Consider the following 21,590-nt stretch of genomic DNA (forward strand, 5'->3'; position numbering starts at 1 on the left):
CGGCAGAGATTCGCTCACAGCGTAACTGAAGATGCACAGCCCCGCCATCGTGAAATCTGGCAGGGCTGTGAACGTGGAGAGAGACGGACGCTTAGGCGGTGTCTCTCGATAGATTAGTGTTTGTGGCGACTGGAGAGATTCGCTGCGCTCACGGCCAGTATCGACAGCACGCCGAGTGCGGTAGCTGGTGCCAGCACGCCCCAGAAGGCACGTTCGATATATGGCATGCCTTCGGCTAGAACGCGTCCCCATTCTGGCGTCGGTGGTGACGCGCCCAGACCTAAAAAGCCGAGCGATGCTAGCGCCAGCGCGATGCCCGGCAGTTTCAGCATGGCGTGACGGAAAAGCGGACCAATCAGCGCGGGCAGAATATAGAACAGGCTGCGCCGTATTGGACCGACGCCGAGAATCGGCAACATCCGAATATAAGGGCGCGCATTGATTTCGGCGACCAGTGCTGCCGTGTGGGCCGCGAGCGGAGCCCAACTGACGGCAATGACGGCAATCGCCGCGCCCGTTGCCGTCGGACCATTAACCGCAGCAACCAGCAGCCCGGCAATCACTGGCGGCAGAGCGTTAGTCACTTCGATAGGGCCGCTGAACAGACGCGGAAACAGCCCAACTAACAGGCCAATCGCCAGACAGGCCAGTGACACCGCCAGCGCCAGCAGACAGGTATTTAGCGTGCCGTGTGCGACGCGCGCCAATAAATCGCGCCCCATCGCGTCCGCGCCAAAAGGCAGCAGGAACGACGGCGGTTGCAGGCGCAGAAAGGCGGAGGTATAGGGATCGCGCGGCAGGCCAGCCAGCAGCAGAAGCGCCAGCAGCAGCACGCAGATAATCGGCAGCCAGATAGCATGACGAGATGCAGGGCTACCGTGTTCTTCCGGCACCGGCATAGCGCCGCTCCGCAGCGCGCGTCCGAGAATCAGCAGTCGCACGCCGCTGGCGGCTATGCCAGCCAGCGAGGCGATGAGTAAGAGAATCAGCACGCCGACCTGCAAGGCGGGCAGATCCTGCGCGGCCGCTGCCCCCAGCGTTGCACGTCCCAGACCGGGAATCGCGAACACTTTTTCGACGGCGATAGCACCGCCGGTTAACGAAACCAGAACCAGCCCGACCAGTGGCATCACGCTGGGCAACGTGCGCTTCAGCACTGCCAGTGCGATATGACGGCGGCTTACGCCCGACACGCTCCAGGTGGTGAGCCAGTTTTCACTGAAAGTGGCGGATAGCGCGTCGGCAATAATTCGGCCAAGGTAACCGCCTGCTGGAATACCGAGCGCCAGCGATGGCAGTACCGCGTAGTGCAAGCCTAGCCAGCCATAGGGTGGGAACCACTGTAGCCAGACGGCGCCGACGATCAGCAGAAATGACGCCAGCAGGAATTCGGGCAGTGCGGTAAACAAGGCGGCAAACAGGCCACCTGACCGATGAACCTGACCGCGTAACCCTTGCCGAAAGGTAGGGGCGCACAGTACGGCAGCCAGCGTAAAGGCCACCAGCGCCGAAGACGCCATCAGCGTGAGCGAGACGCCCGCCGCCTGCAACATCCCCGGAAGAACCGGTCGACCAGAAACCCAGGAGTTACCCGCATCGCCGTGCAATAGGCCCGTCAGCCAGTTCAACAGCAGCTGCAACGGGCCTTGATCCAGCCCAAGAGAGTGACGAATTGCGTTTAGCGTTTCTGCCGTCGCTTCCTGCTCGCCTGAACGGGCACGCAGCAGCGCCAGCGCCGGATCCTGACCGGATAGCCACGGCAACATGCCAATCAGTACCACGATGCCCGCCAGCGTCAGCAGCCGCGAAAACAGCGGGATCAGCACGCCGTATCGCGGGCGTTGCGTCTGGTTGATGGTCGCACAGGTGCGGCAATACAGCGATTCGCTCATAAACTCGTCATCTTTCTGGTTGCGGGTGCGCTATCCGTTACTTGGCGCTGGTGGCAATATGCGTGGCGGCGTTAATCAGTGTGCGTTCACGCGGGTCGCGCAGTGCGTCTTTGACCTGTGCGCTTTCACCTTGAATTACGCGCTCATGCAGCATCGGGATCGCGGCATCGCTGGCCAGGATCAGGTTTTCTGCCTGCATGATGGCCTGACGGCGTGCAACGCCCGCAGGAATCGCGGCCGCTTTTTGCAGCGCCTGATCGATTTCCGGGCGGCACAGCTGAGCGATATTGAACGACCCTTCACAGGCGAAGTCGCTGTACAGATAAGCCACCGGATCGCCGGAATCCAGTACGGTGGCGCGGGATAAAATAAAGGCATCAAACTTGCCTGCCAGCGCGTCGGACTCAATCTGCGCATACTCACGCACCACCTGTTTCACCGTAAATCCAGCGGCGGTGAGCTGCTGTGCCAGATAGACTGCGACTTCAGGCAGTTCGGCGCGATCGCTGAACGTTGCTAGCGTGATGGTGGCTCCCGCAGGTGTACCGGCTTTGACCGGATTCGCTACCGGCTGACGCAGTTCCGCAGCCCACGGCAGCGCGGGACCTAACAGACCCTGCGCGATATCAGCACGTTTCTCATAGACGTTATCCACCAGCTGCTGGCGATTAATTGCATCGCGCACGGCAGCACGCATCGCGGGATCTTGCATCACGCCATGACGCGTATTCAGATACAGCGTATTGGTGCGGGGCATGGGGACTTCATGCACCAACGATTGATCCAGCAGCGGTGCCTGAGAAACCGGAATGGCTTCGACAATGTCTGCCGTGCCGGTACGTAATGCAGCAGCGCGTGCCGCGCCGTCGGACACAAAACTGACGTCGATACCGCTGGCCTGTGCTTTATCACCCCAATAACCGTCGAATCTATCCAACACCGCGCTGCTGGTGCCGGTGACGGTACGCAGAACGAACGGGCCGCTTCCGGTGTTGATCGGATTGACGACGCCGTTTTTACCGTATGCCGCGGTGGAGAGAATCGCCAATTGCGGGCTGGATAAACGCTGTGGCAGCAGTGGATCCGCTTTAGCGGTGGAGACAATGACGGCGTTATCGCCATCGGCTTTTACCGTTAACTGCACGCCGTCCAGAATGCGCGGTTTGGGGGCAGCGGTGGAGGCCACGGTGAGCGCATTCACTACGGTGGCGGCGTTTAAGGTGGTGTTATCGTGAAAATGGACGTTTGGCCGCAGTTCAAAATGCCAGGATTTATCATCGATCTGCTGCCATTTTGTCGCCAGCGCAGGCTGAGCTTCGCCGAGTTTGTCGAGCACCACCAGCGTTTCTGCCGTGCTCCAGCGCGACAGCTTAAAGGCATCATCGCTCAGCGGCGTCAGGCCGGAGCGCGGTGGCTGAAGCATTGCCAGTTTGATTCGACCGTCATGATGTGAGGTGTGGTTTTCCTCGGGCTCATTGAAGCAGCCTGAAAGCAGCAGCGTGGCTGATAGCAAGCCGGAAACGGGCCACAGGAGATTGCGCATATTCATCAGTCTGTCCTTATTCATTCACGGTTGAAGCGGATTTAAACGGGCGGCAGATGACCATCATGGCCAGCGAACTGCACAGCGGCACGGCGGCGAGCAGCACCCACGGAATGGCGGCCTGTGGCGACGGCGTTAGCGCGCGATCGAGCTGGCTGCCGAGTATAAAGTTGCCGACCAGTACCGCGATGCCGCCCATCGATGCCAGCGCGCCATAGTGCGCACCCAGGTTTTTGTTGTTGGCAAAGCGTGGGATGAGGTCCATCCCGACGGGGACGATTAACATCTGCCCCAGCGTCAGCAGCGTAATTAACGAGATAGCCGGAAGCAGGCGCTGCCACCCGTCAGGCGGCGTGCTGGAAGCAAACAGCGCGACGCTAAAGAACGACGCTGCCAGCAGCGCGAAACCCAGTGGCAGCATGCGTGCCGCGCCAACCCGGCGAGCAAAACGCGCCAGCGGAAGCTGTAACCCGATCACCAGCAGGGAGGCCAGGACAAACAGCGGGCCGAGATCTTTCTCGCTGCTGCCGGAGCGATGCAGTTCAACCGGCAGTGCCAGATAGAGCTGGTTGTAGCTGAACAGATAAGCGCTGTAGGCAATGATGAACGCGACAAAACGGCGCTGGCGGAACGTTTCCCACCACGGGGCAATCTGTAATTCTCCCCGATTGCGCTGCGTCGGTGGCAGGCTGAAAAACAGGACGATGAGCGCGATAACAAACACGCCCGCGCCCGCGAGCGCCACGCGCTGGAATCCGTATCCGGCCAGCACTGAGCCGAGCAACGGCCCCAGCACCGCGCCTAACTCGCCGCAAATGGCAAACAGGGCGAACCACTCGGAGCGGCTGCGTTTTCCCTCTTTTTCACTTTGCGTACCGGCCTGTGCCATCAGTGCTTCGATGGCGGGAGAGAACAGGGCACCGCCGACGCCGGTCAGACAGGCACCGAGGATGATCGGCCACAGAGAGTCGCCTAACGCCAGCAGAAGATAGCCGCTGATACGCACGACACAGCCACACAGAATGATCACGCGCGCGCCGAATCGGTCAGCCAGCGCGCCGCCGACTAAAAACATGCCCTGTTGAGAAAAGGTGCGTAGGCCAATCACCAGCCCGATAGCCCAGCCGGAAAGCAGCATGTCGTCGCGCAGGAAAATCGCCAGAAACGGCACGACGGCATAAAAGCCAATATTGAAAACAAGCTGGCTACCCAGAAGTAACGGGGGATAAGGCCGTGGTGAGCGGTTGGCGGTAAGGTCTGACATGTCATGATCCGTTATAAAAAGCCCGTTACGGGGGGAATGTGTTATTGATGCGATATTTTATTGTAAAAAGCGCGTTTTCAGCGAGCTAATAGCCTGACGTCGATAGCGCGGGGACGGCCTGTAACAGATGAGCAGTGTGCGCCTGCTGCGGTGAAGCCAGCACCTCTGTCGTGGGGCGATCTTCAATAATGCGTCCGCCGTCCATGACCAGCATCCTGTCGCACAGCCCGGCGAGCATGGAAATATCGTGCGAGACCATCAGCAAGCCCATTTTGTTTTGTTCGGTGACCTGCTGAAGCAGGGCTTTAATCTGTTCGCGCAGCGGTAAATCCAGACCGCTGACGGGCTCGTCCGCCAGTAAAAATTCGGGTCGAACAATCAGCGCTCGTGCTAGCGCGACACGCTGTGCCTGTCCCCCGGAAAGCTGCCCCGCGACCTTATCCAGAAGCGTGACGCTCAGTCCTACCTGATCCATGACTTCGTTCAGGCGGGCAGAATGATTTCCATTAGCGTGACGGTTCTCATCGGGACGGAGTCGCTTCAGCGGCTCGATGAGGAGATCGGCGACGCGTTGATGTGGCGCGAGCGAGCCTGCCGGCTCCTGCGGAATATATTGGACGCGGCGGCGATACCAGAGCAGCGAACGTACCGAACCGGGTTTAATCACGTTGCCGTCGCAGTACACCGCGCCACTTTCTGGCGCTTCAAGCGCGAGCAGGGTTTTTAGCAGCGTGGATTTACCACAGCCGGAAGCACCGACCAGCCCGACGCGTTCGTGCTGTTGCAGGTTTAGCGACAGGTCGTGAAAAATGGCACTGGCAGGATCGGCCTTTTGCCACGGCAAACGTGACGTCTGACGATAGCGGCTGACGTGCTCAAGGCTTAAAAACGGTGAGGGAACCGCGTGCAGGTGGTGGTTCATCCGGCAAGCGCTCCGGCAACAGCGGTGGGTAACACCGTGTCAGGAAAAAGATTATCAGGAAAAAGATTGTCAGATAAAAGCGTGTCGGCGCGACGTGCGGCAGCGACCAGACTGCGGGTATACGGCTGCTGTGGTGCATTCAGTAGTTGCTGCATACTGCCGGATTCAATGACTTGCCCGTTTTCCATCACCAGGCCACGCTGGCAGAGTTGGGCAGCAACGGCGATATCATGCGTAATAAACAGCAGGGCAGGAGCATCCGGCTGCGCGCTACGTTCCTGTAAGACCTGCAATACTTGCTTCTGGGTAATGACATCGAGCGCGGTTGTCGGTTCGTCCGCCACCAGCAAGCGTGTCTTGCCGAGTAGGGCGAGGGTAATACAAATGCGCTGGCGCTGGCCGCCGGACAGTTCGGCAGGATAGCGTTGCAGGAGGTTGGGAATATCATCCAGCTTCATGGCAGCCAAAAGTGCAGAAAGCTCAGAGGAAGAGGTGGTTTTCAACGCCAGAGACAGCTGTTTTCCCAACGGCATGAGAGGATTAAGTGCCGTTGCGGAGTCCTGGAACACGGCAGAGACGCGGCTGACCTGCGGGCGCGCCAGCGCTTTCAACTGGCTGATTTCTTCGCCATTCACCCGAATACTGCCGCTAATCTGGCAGCCCGACGGCGGTGTTCCGATGACCGCTTTTGCGGTGAGGGATTTACCGGAACCGGATGCACCGAGTAAACAGACACGTTCACCCGCGAACAGCGTAAAGCTGATATCGCTGACCTTGGTTTCACCACCAATAGACAGGCTCAGGTTCTCTACCTGAAGAATGGCATCTGTGTGTCTGTTCCAGTTAATCATGGTTAACGTATAGGGTTAGTGTAAATCGATATGTAATAACATAACAAAATACAACGGCGTGATGCAAAGGAAATGTGATCCAGAGCCTATAAATTGGCGCCGCGACGCAGCCTTAGCTGACCGCGTCGATGATGAAAAAGAGGGGGGAGAATAAATTGTAGGAAGGTGCAGACTATCTTTAGAGCTTACTCATTCGATGAATCAGCAAGCTGCACCAGTTCCGCCGCGCTCAACTGAGTCATCTGACAAACCTGAGCAGGTTCCATGCCGCTAAGCAGAAGCTGACGAGCGATATTTCGAGCACTGGCTTTCATACCTTGCTCCATACCATGCTGTATTCCTTGTTCCATGCCGCGCCGTATCCCCTGCTGTATGCCTTTTTCAAACCCGATTTTCTCAAGCTGCTGTGCGATGGTCATGATCGCCTCCCGATCCGTTGACAGAGACTGCGCGACGGCCTCAATAAATTCTGCTGGCCTTGAGGTGTTGCCGCTTCGTGCGATGTAAAACAGTATCGCTCTTTTTTGCGGCAGTGGTACCTGCCAGCGCTCAAATAATAGCCCGATATCCTGTGCTAATTCCAGCATATCGAGTCGTATGGCTACCTTTTAGTCACATTCCCATGAAGATTCAGAGGTCGTTTCGTGCGCTGCACTGCCGCTACTCATTTGTGATACCGAACACGCGCCCGACTCAGGGCGCTCAATTGCCGTCGCCCTGAGAACCCTGGCTTCCGGCTAAATTATGCCGCTGCGCGGTGCCATCGGTGTACATGACCGCTAGTCGAGCCGCCAGTGACGCGATTACTCGCCCCATAAATGGACCTCGCCCTTTGGGCCAGCACAAGTGCTGTTCAAAAACGTCGTTGACGTTTTTGTCCGACGCGGCACTGACTTTCGCGGCGTCCATGCCGCTCACTTGGCGGCCACGCCCACCGCTGCATAATTTTTTAAGCCAGATATAAACCACCGCAAGTTGAGGCATTTGTGTAAGAGCAGTGTACAGATAGACGCGATCTCACTGGGAGCGAGATCGCGTTAAGGTGTGAGGGTTAGCTCTGTTGCGTGGTCAGCCACTGGCGCAGGCGTTCGGGCTGCTGGGCGCCGCTTAGGCGTGCTTGTTCTTCACCGTTTTCGATCCAGATCAGGGTTGGCAGCGTCCTCACCGCCAATTTCTCCGCCAGGGCAATGTGATGATCGGCGTCCAGATAATGGCTTGGTAATTGACGGTATTCCTCATTATCCAGAATCGCTTCTAACTGGCGATAGAGGCTTTTGCAGTGGACGCAGCGCTCCGCGCCGACCAGCAGCAGCTGTGGGCCAGGTTGCGCTGCCAGTTCAGGCCAACTGTCGGTGGTGAGTGGCGCAAAACGCTCACGGTTGACGGCAAAGAGCTTCGGACTGCGCTTGAGATCTTCGCTGTCGGTCGCGACACACAGGGCATCGCCGCTCTTTTTATAAGGGCGCGTGCCGTCAATACGAATCACGCTGGCGAAGCCGGGCGCGGCGGCTCCGGGCTGGCGTAGTTGAGTATTATCAGGGGCAATCACCGGTGTTTCCTGTGGGCGCGGCAGCTGCGGCACCCATTCATAGGGGACGCGGTAGGCGCGATACAGCATGTTGGTGTTCACCGTCTTACCCCAATAGGGGGAAATAAACTCCCAGACAATTTCATGATCGGTGGTGACTTCAAACAACCGACCATTGGCCCCTTCGTTAATCAGCGTATTGCCGTTCGGCAGGCGCTGGATATTACTGATGTACGGGCTGTAAAAACGGAAGGCGTCAGTCGGGTGCGGAATGCCCGCTTCGTAGGGTGAATAGCGCCAAACAATATCCAGCGTGACTGGGTTGATTTCCAGCACGCGGGAATAGTCACGCCAGGCGTTTTTCACCCCGTCAGCCGATGCCGGATTGGGCGCGCCGTAGCCAGCCCAGCCGCCGTTATCAAACACCAGAATATTGCCCGCGCCCGGTAAGCCTGCCGGGATCATATGCGCGTGGTGCTGGCCGATAATCCAGCCGATGTGTTTGAGCTCAGGCGTGTTGTAGTTGGGGCCAAGCTGCCAGACGATATTGCCGCTCTGTTTGTCGATGATGGCAATGATGTTGGATTCGCGCGCGTCCCAGATGATGTTATCCGGGTGGAAACGGGTATCGCCTTGATCGAACCACGGATTGGGACCGAGTGCCGACATGGAGTTGATGTGCATCCAGTCGCCCATCCCACCGCCGCTTTTGCGCAGGTTGGGATTGTTGTACAGCGCGGTTTTTGCGTCGTCATCAAAGCCGAGTTCATCGAAATGGTCGCTGCAACGCCATTCCCATAAAATATTTCCCTCCCAGTCCACTTCGATGATGGTGTCGTCGAGCAGCAGTTTGTCGCTGATCCGTTCATTATGCAGGTTGGTATGCGCCAGCAATAATGTGTTGCCGCCAATCGACTGCGGTTCCTGACCCGGTGCGTAATAGCCGACCGGATTGCCGCTGCGCTGGTAGTCATGGTGGACGCGTGCCATCCATTCTGGCGGAAGGTCAGGATCGGTAATGTGTTCATAGCCGTTGAATTTCCAGACGACGTTGCCGTCCCAGTCGACCTGAATCAGATCGACCATGTCCTGCATGCCGTAACGTGAATCACGTTCGCCGCTGTGCCCGAGGATGTAACCGCCGGGCAGGATTTTGTTAGGGAAGCCGTGCAGACCTTCCCACAGGCGCAGTTCGGTGCCGTTCATATCCACCAGCACCGCGCCACGTTCCAGCGCCTGAAAGACGGTGTAGCCGCCCCAGGCTTTTTCCGGGTTGTAAATCGTTGTGCCGGTCGGGTAGACGGAAGGGTGTCCCATAATGGTGCTCCAGTGTTTACGTGTTCAGATAAGAGGGGTCGGCAGCCGTATCGGCAGGCTGCGTCAGCAGTGCGAGCAAGTCGCTGCACTGCTGGTGAAAGGCCTGACTGTCACGCTGGCGTGGATGCGGCAGCGAAATGGTCGCAATCTGGCGGATACGTCCCGGTCGTGGTGCCAGCACGACGACGCGATCGGCGAGATAGACGGCTTCCTCGACGTCGTGAGTGACCAGCAGCGTGGTCGTGCCTTCTGCCTGATGAATGCGGCGCAGCTCCTGCTGCATCTGCTGGCGGGTCAACGCATCCAGTGCGCCAAAAGGTTCATCCAGCATCAGGATGCGTGGATTGGCGACGAGCCCGCGTGCGATAGCCACACGCTGCGCCATACCGCCGGAAAGCTGGGCGGGCAGGGCATCGGCAAAATCCTGCAAATGGACGAGCTGAATAAAATGATCGATCAGGCGCTTCCGCTCTTTGCTATCGATGGCTTCATTCGCCAGTCCAAGTGCGATGTTTTGCCGCACCGTCAGCCACGGAAACAGGCGCGGTTCCTGAAACACCATGCCACGCTCACGCCCGATGCCGCGCACGGTTTTTCCTTCAACCAGCACGCGTCCCTGATAGTCGTTGTCCAACCCGACCAGCATACGCAACAGCGTGGATTTGCCGCAGCCGCTGCTGCCGACAATCGCCACCAGTTCACCGCTGTGAATCGACAGTGAAAAATCATCGATTACCGTCAACGACTCGCCCTGTACACGAAACTGTTTACGCAGCTGATCGAACTGTACGACTGGCGGTGATACCTCAAGGGTTGTGGACGTCATGCGATTTCTCCTGCGGAACGCCAGCGCGTCATCCGCTGTTCCAGACCTAATCCGACGCGGTCGAGCACCGCGCCCGTTAATCCAATCAACAGCATGCCGCTGATAATCACGGGCATATCCAATAGCTGTTGGGCGTTGATCATCAGGCTGCCGATCCCGGTGCCGGATGACATGAAATATTCTGCACCGATGGTGCCAAGCCAGGCGTAAATCAGTGACAGACGTAAACCGGCGAAGATCGCGGGCGCGGCCCCCGGCAGGATCAGCACCCGCAGACGGGTTGATAAACGCAGCTGCAACACCTGCGCGATCTCTTGTAAGGCTTGTGAACGCTGGCGAATACCGCGATGGCTGGCCACCAGCATGGGGAAGAACGAGGCCAGCGCGACAAACGTGATTTTCCCGGTTTCATCGTTGCCGACCCAGGCGGTCAGCAGCGGCAGCCAGGCAAACAGCGCGATCTGACGCAGCGTCGCGACCGTAGGCGTGAAGAGCGCGTCGCTGGTGGCATTCAGCCCCAGCAGCACGCCGCACACGAGGCCCGCGACAATCCCGCATACCGCACCGGCGAGCGCGCGGGTCAGACTGGCCTGCATCGCCTCGGTGAGCGAGCCGTCACGCACGCCTTGCAACAGCATGTGCCACACGTCGGCGGGCGGTGGCAGCAGTAGCGGATCGATCCAGCCGAAACGGCTGGCCTGTTGCCAGAGCAGCAGAAGCAGAAAAGGCAAAACCAACGCCGATAAGCGACGAGACGGTGCGGCGGTTAAGCGGCTGAGCGGCAGATGTGGCCAGAAAACCAGACGGCGTTCCAGTTGATTGATTGCCCACTCCATCGTCAGCCCTGCCAGCCCAATGATGGCGATACAGACAAACACAATATCCAACTGAAACAGCTGGCGTCCCCATACCAGCAGGTAGCCAATGCCCTGCGATGATGCCAGCAGTTCGACCACGATCAGCGACACCCACGCCTGCGAGAGCGCCAGCCGTAAGCCGGTTAACCAGGTGGGTAGCGCGGCGGGCAGCGTCAATTTGATGAGGCGCTGATGCCACGGCAGGCGCAGAGTGCGAGCGACTTCCTGTAGTGCATGCGGCACGTTGCGCACGCCTGTTTGCGTATGCAGCGTCACGGGGATAATCACGGCCTTGATGATGACGGCGAGCTTCAGGCCGTCATCGATGCCGAACAGCACCATAAACAGCGGAATCCAGCCCAGCGTTGGAATCTGTGCCAGTGCGTAGACCGTCGGGTGCAGCAGGTGTTCGGCACGGCGTGAGGTTCCCATCAGCGCACCAAGCAGCGTCCCCGCCAGTACGCCTGCCAGCAGGCCGCTAGCTAACCGTTGCAGGCTGATAAAGAGTTGTGGCAGGAGATCGTTGTGCCAGAGTTCGACGGCGGTTTTAGCGACGATGTCGGGAGCCGGGAGAATCTGGGCGGGCATCCAGCCGTAATGGGTGCTGATAGACCACAACGCCAGCAGCGCCAGCGGCACGATTAGTGGCACCACTATTGACACGACAAGAGAATAAACCCGCGCTATCGGCAGAGCAGGCCAGACGATCGCGTTTTTTTTCAGCAGTATCGACTTATTCATTTTATTCCCGAAAACCATCGCAGCTGGATGAATAGGGAATAAAAAACAGGTTTCGACGTTGAACGCCAATGCAATAAAGCGATGGTCGTTGTGCAATAAATGCATACGCGTAGCCCAAGCCCGCCAGCCCTGATTTATGCTTTTTTCCGCTGAACAAACCTGTAAATGTTATTTAAGACTGACGCCGACGGTTCGCTAGTTTCATGACAGATGAAACGAATTATTAAGGAAAAACCGTATGCAGCACGCCACCCTGTTGATCACCGCCTCGCCGATAACGGCATCTTCCCGCTGGCGCAGGGGGATGAAGGTATTAAGTACGGCCTTGTTGATGGGCGCCGCGCTCGTTTCCACCGTTCAGGCAAACGACGCCGCCCCGCAGGATGCACAGAAGCCGACGGAGATTCGTATTGGTTTGCCGGATCAGAGTGCAGGCAGTAAACCCTTTATTCGTGGGCCGCTGGGGCTGGCGCATATTCGCCAACAGTTAGAGAAAGAATTTGAGCCGCAGGGCATCAACATTCGCTGGTCGTTCTTTAAAGGGGCGGGACCAGCGGTGAATGAGGCGCTGGCAAACAAACAGCTGGATGTAGTGTATCTGGGCGATCTGGCGGCTATTATCGGCCGTGCGGGTAGTCTGCCAACGCGGGTGCTCGTGGGGTCGCGCGGCTCTAATTCTTATCTGGCGGCGACGCCGGAATCCGGTATTCAACGCATTGAAGATTTACGCGGCAAGCGGATTGCGGTCTATAAGGGAACGGCCGATCAGCTGTCGTTTGAGCGCGCGATTAAAAGCGTCGGGCTAAACGAGCGCGATGTGCGAGTCATCAATCTGGACTGGACGGCAGGCAAGGCCGCACTGGCGGCCAGACGCGTGGATGCGGTGTGGGGCGGCGTCTCTCTGCTGGCGTTGCGTAAGCAGGGCATCAATATTGTGACCACCAGTCGGGCGCTGGGCTGGCCGAATACCACACAGGCCGCGGTGTTGGCGACGCAGGACTTTATCGACCGCTACCCGGGCACGACGCAGCAGCTGGTGAATGTGCTGGTGGACAATGCGCAGTGGATTGGCGATGCGCAGCACCTGCCAGAATACACCGCGCTGATGGCCGAGCAGAGTCAGATTCCGCAGACGATTTTTCAGGAAGAATTGAAAGCGGAGGATCTCCCTTTCCAAAGCTCGCCGCGTCTCGATCCGTTCCTGCTCAGCAGCTTGCAGGACAGCATCGAGCGGGCGAAAGCCGCCGGGCTGATTCGCAGCACGTTCTCAGCCAGCGACTGGTTTGCCAGCCAATTTGTTGACCGGGCGCTGAAAGCCAAAGGGTTGGAATCGAACTGGGCAGTCTATGACGCCAGCGGTAATCCTGCGAAATAATCACGAATGCGCTCACAGGGTCGGCAGTGCCGGAGCTGGTGAGCGCAGCCTGTCCTGCGCCAGTATGCTTTCGATCATCAGCTCGGCCAGCGGTGGTAGCGTTCTCTGCAAACAGGTGACAATACCGAAGCGGGTTTGCATATTTGCCCATTCCGGTGGCGTGCCAGTCAGCGGAATTTCTACCAGTTGATGGCTTAATCGACCCAGCGCAAAGCCATCCTCGCTGGCAAAGCTGATGGCCTGCGTATGCCGTAGGATGCTGAAAACAGAATAGATATGGTCACACTGAATCTGTGGCCGATAATCGGGCTGGCGCGTTAAGGCGGCCAACACCTTGCGCATGCCGACGGGCATAAAAGGGGAGGCGAGCGGAAAGCGCAGGAGATCGTCCGGCGTGACGTTTGCCTGCTGCACCAGCGGGTGCGAAGAGTGGCAGATAAAAAAGCAGCGCTGCTGGCTTAATGGCTGGACATGAAGGTTGGTTTCCATTTCGGCCTGCCAGGTATCGGCAACGATAAAAGGCCACTCATCGGCTAGCAGCCGTTCACGCAGGGATTGCCAGTTATCCACGCTGTAGGTGACTCTGGCTCGCGGACGAAGGGCGTGGAAATGCGCCACCGCCTTGGGGATCAGCGTGGTAGACGGTGCCGGGCCGCAGCCAAACGTCAGTTCGCCTTCCTGTGCCTCGCTGATCTGCCGCATGTCGGTCATCAGTTCCCAGGACAGCTCCTGCATACGCCGCGCAAACGGCAGCAGCGTATTGCCCTGCCACGTCAGCGCAAAGCGGCGGCTCTGGCGATCAATAAGCGGATGCCCCATCGTTTGCTCCAGCGCCTGAATGCTGCGGCTGAACGCCGATTGTGACAGGCAGACGGCCTCAGCGGCCTGTACAAAACTCCCATGTTCGGCCAGTGCAAGAAAATTGCGTAATTGCCGTAAATCCAGATGCATATTGCAGCTACCTACCCTATCGATTTTCCCCACTTTTTAGGCGGAGGTCGGCTAGCAACGCAATGAACAAAACGTTATAAGTTATAGCGAACTGATTACTATACCCGTCATACTTCAAGTTGCATGTGCGTTGGCTTCACTCGGTCACCCGAATCACTTACTTGAGTAAGCTCATCGGGACTCCCTCAATTGCCGCCTTCCTGAAACTTGAATTCTTTAGGGTATATCGACCTTTAGGCCGCTGTCTGGCGCGGTCAGTGGCTATTTCGCCAGCGCGCAGGAAAAATCCTGAATTTCTTCCACGGATCCGAGACTCATATTGAACACGTCCAAACTGCTGGCGAGCAGCACCTTTTCGCCCGTCGGCATGGAGACCATTGCAAGGCCGTATTTGCCGATAGATTCATTCTGCTGCTGTGCGTAGCGATCGAGCGTTTTGAACGGATCGCTTTGCGCCAGTTCGTTCACCGCGAGCGTTTTTGCCAGATAGACGTGCCCGTTAATTTTTACCGGCAGCGTTTTCCAGTCGCCAGAGAGCGTCGGGAACTGCTGGTTCAACGTTTGATAAATCTCTGGGCGCAGGCAGGCAATGTGGATATGCAGCTGGTTTTGCGTACGGCCATAGCGTGAGTTAATCGCCAGCGAGAGATAATCATCTCTGATCGGCTTACCGACTTCGCGCGACAGATGGCTGCGGTTCGTCCATGCCTGTTCGAAGAAATTGGGCGTGCCTTGCTGCAACAGCGTTGGACTCTCGATGCCGCTGATTTTATCGATTGGGAGTAGCAGGTCGTGATAAGGGCCGTTTCTGTCGTCAAAAAGCACATAGCCATTCGCCAGATTGACGTCCAGACAGGGGGCGGGTTTACCGTTGCGCTGTTGGTTGGGCACGCACTGTTCGCTGACGATCTCCCACAGCGCATTGCTGTTTCCTCGACCAACCTTCCACCATATTGTTGTGGCTGCTGCGAGTAAAATGATGGCAGAAATCGTGAAGATCAGGATCGTGTTACGTTTCATGACGGGTCTCCGGCAGGCGCCCGAGGCGCTTGAAAGATGACGGGTATATAAGATGGAATAGACACGATGACGATTACAAGGGTTCAGGTTTGATGAGCTGTAATTCCACACCCAGCCTTATGGCATGCTTGGCATTCAGCACACCCAATTTTTTTACCACATTGCCAATATGAAATTTCACGGTGCTGATTTTGATATCCAGAATCAGTGCAATTTCCGGATAGGTTTTCCCCATGCTTGCCCAGTAGAGAATTTCGTTTTCACGCTGGGAAAAAATTTCTTTATCGCCTTGTTTTCTACTCTGCGGGCTTTGCGTCAGCTCTTTGTAAAGCGTGGTGATTTTTTCATGAACGGCAATGAGCAACATTTGCAGTTTGTCTTTGTTTTCCTCAACAATACTTTCCATATCTGTTGGCGCGTTTTCTTCAAACATAATCGATAACGCCGCTAGGTTATTATTGTTGTCATGCAAGACAAAGGTGTAACCATTAACAATCTCGTACTCTTTTGACAGATTAAAAATTTTGGAGAATTTCAGCTTAGAGTTGATAACAATGTTGTCCTCCCAAGAGAAAGGGGACACTTTATTTATCGCCGTCAAAATAACCGGATCGATATGCTGATAGTTATTTTCTTTATAGGTATTCACCCATTTCTGCGGGTAATTAGAGATTATCACGACCTGAGACGGGTTTTTTTTGTTCATGATCATGTAGGCATATTTCAGGTCGCCATACTGTTTTAATTTTCGGCTGAGGTGGCTTTTTATCGTATTGTTGATAATTTCATTGTCAGAGTAAAATACAGACATATAACGACCTCAATAAAAACAATAATGTACCCATCATATAGATGAGTTCATAAAAGTATAGTACTAACCTATACCTAAGTCTAACTATTGTTACTCTATGATATCACTTATAATTTTTTTATGAACAGGGCAATTTATAAAAAATTTAAGAAAGTAAATTTTAAAAAAATTGTTACAAATTGATTTGCCAATCCAGGGAATTACCCATAATTTTGCTCCTGTTCTGTCGGCTGAATTTAGGGCGTGTGGTGTTAAGCCATACGCCCTAAAAGCAGTTATCCTGTCATACTTCAAATTGCATATGAGTTGGTTTTGTTACTCGACCTAAAAGGCCTTTGCTAGGCTGTGTCTCTTAACTTAACAGCCTTTTCAAAAATAACCAGATCGCCCCCAGTTTAAGCATACTCAGATAATTTCTTGCTGTTTTTTCTGAACGTGTAGCGATGCGACGATTTTCTTTTAATCCCGCAAAGCAGCGCTCCACAACATTGCGTTTTTTGTACAACCGTGTATTGAGTTTTCTGCGTTTATCCTGACTGGCCTTCTCATTCCGTTTGAAAGGGATGAATGACTTTATTCTCTTAATCTTCAAATAAATACGAAGATTTTTCCCTGAATATCCCTTATCTGCCAGTATCGCTTTTGGACGCGATTTCAGGCACCCACTTTTACGAATAACACCAACTCGGTTGAGCAGATTTTTGCATACTGACTTTCGTGGACTTGCCCACCACTCAGACAGAAACTTAATGGCAATCCGGTGCCATCTGTCGCCAGATGGATTTTGGTGCCAAAGCCGCCACGAGAGCGACCCAGCCCATGATCGTCGAGTTCATCGGGATGTTTTTTTGGCTCCCGCAGCGGCTTTCAGGGCTCGAATATTACTGTCATCAAGCGCGATGATATCCCAGTCAATCAGTGCTTTTTCATCCAAAATTTGAAGTAAATTATTGAAAAGGCTGTTCATTATTCCAGTTTTTTGACCACCGGTTAAAGCGGTTGTAAATCGTTTTCCAGTGACCATAGCGTTCGGGTAAATCCCTCCACGGTGCTCCAGAACAAAGAACCCAAAATATGCCATTCATGACACGCCTGTGCGCAAGATAAGGCCGGCCTCCTTTAGCAGAACCGCTCTCAGGTGGCAGCATGAGGGCAATCAGCAACCATGCATCATCAGGGAAATCGTAACGAGCCAAATTGAAGGATTTTTTGTGGTTAAACTATGCTTCGTATTGTACAAAAAATAGTTACGGGACACAGCCTAGCAACTTTCGCTAAAGAGCAATCACTTGGCTTCATTGGTATATGGAGCTTCAATCGTGATAATCCTTCGTCATACACTTTCGTAGATTTGACTACCAGCAGTAATCCTGAACAAAAAATTTCTAGTGAGTATTGCCAGCGCTTTGTCAGTGGAGGTAAATAAAATTAATAGGGATTTTTTCGGTCCAACATTCATGGCCTGATAACCAAGAATTTAATAAATTATCTTTTTTCAGCAGATAAGTAACGCTGGTGGAACAGACTCCCATTACTATTGGGCAAACCAATTTTATTTTAAACAAGGAGATGGTGGGTATATTGGTTTACAAAATAGGAGGGTAGAGTTTATGCCTTTAATTACTCTATCTGGAATACAAAAGAATGGAAGAGCGGTGAGTGTTCTTACTTTAACCCCAGAAAGTTCTGGGGTGCAATGCCAAATTGTTGTGCCGTGGAAAATTGGGCATCAGTACAAATTAGATGTTTCCAAAAATGGAAATCTGGTTACAGGCGTCGTGACAGACCTAACGGATGGGTCTGTCACGACTGTCGGCGTTATTGAAGTTTCAGATACATTCTGTAAGCTATCTGCGTCTTTGGGTTTTAAGAATTTTTACAAGGGAATGGACAACTTTCTTCCTGTTATGTGATGTGGGCTCAACGCTCTGTCTTTCTGACCCCACTAGGCGATGACAAAACGAAGACAAAACAGAGTACCTATACTGACGGAAACTGTAATGCTCCTTACGTGGTACAAACTTCGTGTAATGATAATGCCTTTATCAATACCGTAAACAATCTTGGGGCGATAGCCTCTCCCAATGCACCAGAAGTATCGATTGTCAATGCCAGCGATTTGGCTGCGGTGACCATTTCGGACGCATGAGAAAAAGTCGATTTAGTCGCTATTCGTTCTCAGGATGGTAGTTGGGCGCCAAATATCTATTTTCCGCAGCCTGACAGGCTTAAATGGAAGTCAATATTTGTGGGTCATCAAACTAGTTCCAGTTCATCAATTCATGTAAATGGTAGTGTTAGGAAGATAAACAAGGGCCTGCACCTGATGTATATGTCCGATGGTAGCTGTTGGAAGGTTATTGATACCATTCATCGACTTTAGAATATCACCACACCCACTTAGCGCTTCTACGATCGCGGCCATTTTTTCTTCTCTATATGGATCGTGAATGCGCAGCGTGGGTCCATTCTTCACCATTATCGCGCCTTCGCCGCTAGTATATTGTGAGTGGGACAGCAATAGCACAAACGCCATTGCGTTTGAACGCCTTCAGGGTGAACTTAGCGAATAATCCTCACGTACTGCGCTCATAGTTAAACTGCACGGCGTGTTTTCTGACGGTGGTGTCAATCGTTACGTGAGGTTTTCTTCTCCGGCAACATTTCTGTCACTATTTGAGATAAGGTGTTGGTAAATTCTGCCGATATTAATGATTCAGGGAATGTTATCTGTACCTAAGGGATGCGAGCCGACTGTCATACTGAAGAGGGCTGATATCCATCTACTGGTCCGATGATGCCATCGTTGGATGAGTTAAGTTGACACACTTCACAGATATTTTAATTTTGACACTGGATAAGATTGAAAAACACGACTATCACGTACAGTGGAGCGGTCGGATGTTGGTTCCTGTTTGCTCACATCTCGAATGTTGCCTGGTTACGGTATACCTATAATGACAATGACTCGCACTGAGGAAAGCATGGATAATTTTCAAAAAGAAATTGATGAGAGAACAAACCTCACCTCTGCTAATAAATTTGAACTCTTATTATTCCAGCTGGGCAAATCACCTGAAGGTGGCAAATCGGAGCTGTTTGGCATCAACGTGTTTAAACTGCGTGAAATTGTGCCGATGCCTACACTGACTAAAGCGGCCGGCATGAAATCGCCGATGCTGGGTATGGTCAACATTCGTGGGCAAATCATTCCCGTTATCGATCTTCCTGCCGTAGTCGGCAGTGCATCGGAAACCGGTCTGAACATTCTCCTTATCACTGAATATGCACGTAGTACGCAGGCATTCGCAGTGGAATCGGTAGATGATATCGTTCGTCTGGAATGGAGTCAGGTTCTGACTGCTGAAGCAGGCGTGAGTAGCTCTTACATCACAAGTATTGCGCGTCTTGATAACGACAAAGACAGCAACCGTCTGGCGCTGGTGCTGGATGTTGAACAGATTCTGTTTGACATCATTCCTGGCGATCGCGAAACCAAGCTCAAGAACGCAGAAGAGAAAACTTACCCCTATACGCCAGGTGCGATTGCGATTGTGGCGGAAGATTCCAAAGTTGCTCGCTCGCTGCTTGAGCAGGGGCTAACTCAGATGGGCATTCCGTTTAGCATGCACATCACCGGACAGGATGCCTGGAACAAAATTCGACAAATTGCACAGGAAGCGCAGTCAGAAGGCCGACCTATCTCGGATAAGATCTCGCTGGTCCTGACCGATTTGGAAATGCCGGAAATGGACGGCTTTACGCTGACAAGAAACATCAAGCGTGAAGAGTTTCTGAAGAATATCCCTGTGGTGATTCACTCTTCACTGTCTGGTAGTGCGAACGAAGATCACGTACGCAATGTTGGCGCAGATGCTTATGTCGCGAAATTCGAGATCAATGAGCTGTCGACGGCGATTCAGACCGTACTGAATAAAGTGAAAGTACGCCGCTAATTAGTCAAGCGTGTGTATTACCACATTCGGCCTTTGCTTCCTCCTTTACTGGAGAGGGCAGAGGCCGATTTTTTTAGCTGCTGATAGTTATCGGCAGGCGGCAGAAGATTAATCCAAATCAGATGCCTGATGGCGCTCGGCAACCTGCTCAGATTCTTCGCCCCAGGTCCGGTTGACCTTGCGACCACGAATCACTGCCGGACGAGCGGCAATCTCGTCAGCCCAACGAATCACATGCGTATAGTCGTGTACGGACAGGAACTCTCCGGCGGAGTAAAGCGCGTTTTGTACCAGCCCGCCGTACCACGGCCAGACGGCGATATCGGCAATCGTGTAGCTGTCACCCGCCAGATAACGGCTCTCTGCCAGTCGACGGTTGAGCACATCCAACTGGCGCTTGGTTTCCATCGTGAAACGGTTGATCGGGTATTCAAATTTTTCCGGTGCGTAGGCGTAGAAGTGCCCGAACCCACCGCCAACGTAAGGGGCGGAGCCCATCTGCCAGAAGAGCCAGTTCAAGGTTTCGGTGCGCGTGGCGAGGTCATTCGGCAGCAGCGCGCCAAATTTCTCGGCCAGATACACCAGAATGGAACCGGACTCGAACACGCGAACCGGTTTTTCGCCGCTTTGGTCAAGCAAGGCGGGGATCTTGGAGTTCGGGTTGACGTCGACAAACCCGCTGGAGAACTGATCTCCATCACCTATCTTAATCAGCCAGGCATCGTACTCTGCTCCCGAATGGCCTAGCGCCAGCAGCTCTTCCAGCATGATTGTCACTTTCACGCCATTTGGCGTTGCCAGCGAGTAAAGCTGAAGTGGATGCTTGCCAACGGGCAGCGCTTTTTCGTGCGTTGGGCCAGCTATTGGGCGGTTAATATTGGCGAAAGCACCGCCGGAAGCGGCGGGCTGCCAGACTTTTGGCGGCACATAGGTTGGGGACGTAGCCATTCAAAATCTCCTTAGGCATGAAAAGAGAGCGAGTTAAGTCAACACCATAACAAACTCACGCGGCTCGCTGATACCGTTCTGTTCTATCTCTACTTATTTAGGGTATAACGCGAGATCCGCACATTGCTGAGGGAAGAAATGTGCGGATCGCCGTCAAGGCTTAATAGCCGACGGTAAAGCGCTGACGAGTGTGTGCCGGGTTTTCAATTTCATCAACCAGCGCAACGGCATAGTCTTCGAAGGAGATGCTGCTGCCTTTATCGTTACTCAGCAGCGTGTCTTTGCCGAGGCGGAAGGTGCCTGTGCGTTGACCCGGAACAAATTCGGCGGACGGTGAGAGGAACGACCAGTCAAGATCGTTTTCCTGTTTTAACAAGTCGAGAAAGGCTGCGCCGCGAGAGGCCTCAGGACGATAAGCATCAGGGAAATTTGGCTGATCGATCAGGCGCTGGCCGGGCGCAATTTCAAGGCTTCCCGCGCCGCCGACGACCAGATAGCGTTTCACGCCTGCGGCTTTAACGGCTGCAATCAGGGTAGCCGGATCGGACGAACCAAATTTAACGGCGCTGACCACGACGTCATGTCCTTTGAATAATGCGACGAGAGCCTCTTTGTCCAGTGCGTCACCCTGCTTAGCGGTAACGTTCGGCAGTGAAGCAATTTTTTCTGGCGCGCGTGCGATGGCGGTGACCGTATGCCCGCGGTCCGATAGTTCTTTAAGAATGCGTGAACCGGCATCGCCTGAGGCGCCAATGAGAGCGATATGTGACATGTAGACTCCTTATTCT

18 protein-coding genes and 2 pseudogenes are annotated in these 21,590 nt (G+C 54.3%); 4 read left to right on the forward strand and 16 right to left on the reverse strand.

Features of this window, described 5'->3' with window-relative positions:
* Window positions 1-113: 113 nt before the first annotated feature.
* The 10 genes and pseudogenes from K7X24_RS06290 to K7X24_RS06335 form a co-directional block, all read right to left on the reverse strand.
* A complete protein-coding gene (locus K7X24_RS06290; protein ID WP_224553728.1) occupies window positions 114-1,892 on the reverse strand; it encodes an ABC transporter permease subunit in 1,779 nt (592 codons plus the stop codon).
* A 37-nt stretch (window positions 1,893-1,929) separates the two neighbouring features.
* Window positions 1,930-3,441: an ABC transporter substrate-binding protein gene (locus K7X24_RS06295; RefSeq protein WP_224553730.1), complete on the reverse strand. Its 1,512-nt coding sequence runs from the start codon at window positions 3,439-3,441 to the stop codon at window positions 1,930-1,932.
* Between the two features lie 10 nt (window positions 3,442-3,451).
* Window positions 3,452-4,699 carry an MDR family MFS transporter gene (locus K7X24_RS06300; protein WP_224553731.1) on the reverse strand — a complete coding sequence of 416 codons (1,248 nt, stop codon included), beginning with the start codon at window positions 4,697-4,699 and terminating at the stop codon, window positions 3,452-3,454.
* 85 nt (window positions 4,700-4,784) lie between these two features.
* Window positions 4,785-5,621: an ABC transporter ATP-binding protein gene (locus tag K7X24_RS06305; protein WP_224553734.1), complete on the reverse strand. Its 837-nt coding sequence runs from the start codon at window positions 5,619-5,621 to the stop codon at window positions 4,785-4,787.
* Window positions 5,618-6,472, reverse strand: a complete 855-nt coding sequence (locus tag K7X24_RS06310; protein ID WP_224553736.1) for an ABC transporter ATP-binding protein — start codon at window positions 6,470-6,472, stop codon at window positions 5,618-5,620. The genes K7X24_RS06305 and K7X24_RS06310 overlap by 4 nt, the downstream gene beginning before the upstream one ends.
* 185 nt (window positions 6,473-6,657) lie before the next feature.
* A pseudogene (locus K7X24_RS06315) lies at window positions 6,658-7,062 on the reverse strand (transposase); the annotation flags it as partial.
* Between the two features lie 112 nt (window positions 7,063-7,174).
* Window positions 7,175-7,381 carry a hypothetical protein gene (locus tag K7X24_RS06320; protein WP_224553738.1) on the reverse strand — a complete coding sequence of 69 codons (207 nt, stop codon included), beginning with the start codon at window positions 7,379-7,381 and terminating at the stop codon, window positions 7,175-7,177.
* Between the two features lie 142 nt (window positions 7,382-7,523).
* Window positions 7,524-9,317 carry an aryl-sulfate sulfotransferase gene (locus tag K7X24_RS06325; RefSeq protein ID WP_224553740.1) on the reverse strand — a complete coding sequence of 598 codons (1,794 nt, stop codon included), beginning with the start codon at window positions 9,315-9,317 and terminating at the stop codon, window positions 7,524-7,526.
* Window positions 9,318-9,333: 16 nt separating this feature from the next.
* Window positions 9,334-10,143 carry an ABC transporter ATP-binding protein gene (locus K7X24_RS06330; RefSeq protein ID WP_224553741.1) on the reverse strand — a complete coding sequence of 270 codons (810 nt, stop codon included), beginning with the start codon at window positions 10,141-10,143 and terminating at the stop codon, window positions 9,334-9,336.
* Complete coding sequence (locus K7X24_RS06335) at window positions 10,140-11,741, reverse strand: ABC transporter permease (RefSeq protein WP_224553743.1); 1,602 nt, start codon at window positions 11,739-11,741, stop codon at window positions 10,140-10,142. Before K7X24_RS06335 ends, K7X24_RS06330 begins: the two co-directional genes overlap by 4 nt.
* A gap of 238 nt (window positions 11,742-11,979) precedes the next feature.
* On the opposite strand from K7X24_RS06335, the gene K7X24_RS06340 reads away from it, so the two are divergent.
* Complete coding sequence (locus K7X24_RS06340) at window positions 11,980-13,116, forward strand: ABC transporter substrate-binding protein (protein WP_224553744.1); 1,137 nt, start codon at window positions 11,980-11,982, stop codon at window positions 13,114-13,116.
* Window positions 13,117-13,128: 12 nt separating this feature from the next.
* Here the strand turns inward: K7X24_RS06340 and K7X24_RS06345 are convergent, their stop codons facing one another.
* From K7X24_RS06345 to K7X24_RS06360, 4 genes and pseudogenes are all read right to left on the reverse strand, one after another.
* Window positions 13,129-14,067 (reverse strand): LysR family transcriptional regulator, encoded by a 939-nt coding sequence (locus tag K7X24_RS06345; protein WP_039473546.1) that lies wholly within the window; start codon window positions 14,065-14,067, stop codon window positions 13,129-13,131.
* 261 nt (window positions 14,068-14,328) lie between these two features.
* On the reverse strand, window positions 14,329-15,087 hold the full coding sequence (locus K7X24_RS06350; RefSeq protein ID WP_224553746.1) for a CDP-diacylglycerol diphosphatase: 759 nt from the start codon (window positions 15,085-15,087) through the stop codon (window positions 14,329-14,331).
* 73 nt (window positions 15,088-15,160) lie between these two features.
* Complete coding sequence (locus K7X24_RS06355) at window positions 15,161-15,898, reverse strand: helix-turn-helix transcriptional regulator (RefSeq protein WP_224553748.1); 738 nt, start codon at window positions 15,896-15,898, stop codon at window positions 15,161-15,163.
* 352 nt (window positions 15,899-16,250) lie between these two features.
* Window positions 16,251-17,094 (reverse strand): annotated as a pseudogene (locus K7X24_RS06360) (IS5 family transposase).
* A gap of 414 nt (window positions 17,095-17,508) precedes the next feature.
* Between K7X24_RS06360 and K7X24_RS06365 the strand changes: the two are divergent.
* The 3 genes from K7X24_RS06365 to K7X24_RS06370 all read left to right on the forward strand — a co-directional run bounded on the left by K7X24_RS06365 (window position 17,509) and on the right by K7X24_RS06370 (window position 19,854).
* A complete protein-coding gene (locus K7X24_RS06365) occupies window positions 17,509-17,811 on the forward strand; it encodes a hypothetical protein (RefSeq protein WP_224553750.1) in 303 nt (100 codons plus the stop codon).
* A gap of 257 nt (window positions 17,812-18,068) precedes the next feature.
* Window positions 18,069-18,281, forward strand: a complete 213-nt coding sequence (locus K7X24_RS22145; RefSeq protein ID WP_411961338.1) for a hypothetical protein — start codon at window positions 18,069-18,071, stop codon at window positions 18,279-18,281.
* A 601-nt stretch (window positions 18,282-18,882) separates the two neighbouring features.
* A complete protein-coding gene (locus K7X24_RS06370; RefSeq protein WP_224553752.1) occupies window positions 18,883-19,854 on the forward strand; it encodes a chemotaxis protein in 972 nt (323 codons plus the stop codon).
* A gap of 108 nt (window positions 19,855-19,962) precedes the next feature.
* Here the strand turns inward: K7X24_RS06370 and yghU are convergent, their stop codons facing one another.
* Both yghU and K7X24_RS06380 read right to left on the reverse strand, forming a co-directional pair.
* Window positions 19,963-20,802 (reverse strand): glutathione-dependent disulfide-bond oxidoreductase, encoded by an 840-nt coding sequence (yghU, locus tag K7X24_RS06375; protein WP_103862016.1) that lies wholly within the window; start codon window positions 20,800-20,802, stop codon window positions 19,963-19,965.
* Between the two features lie 160 nt (window positions 20,803-20,962).
* The gene (locus K7X24_RS06380; protein WP_224553755.1) at window positions 20,963-21,574 is read right to left on the reverse strand and encodes an NAD(P)-dependent oxidoreductase; all 612 of its coding nucleotides are present in this window, start codon (window positions 21,572-21,574) and stop codon (window positions 20,963-20,965) included.
* Window positions 21,575-21,590 lie beyond the last annotated feature (16 nt).

Source organism: Pectobacterium versatile (assembly GCF_020166435.1).
In the GTDB taxonomy this organism is placed as follows: Bacteria; Pseudomonadota; Gammaproteobacteria; order Enterobacterales; family Enterobacteriaceae; genus Pectobacterium; species Pectobacterium versatile.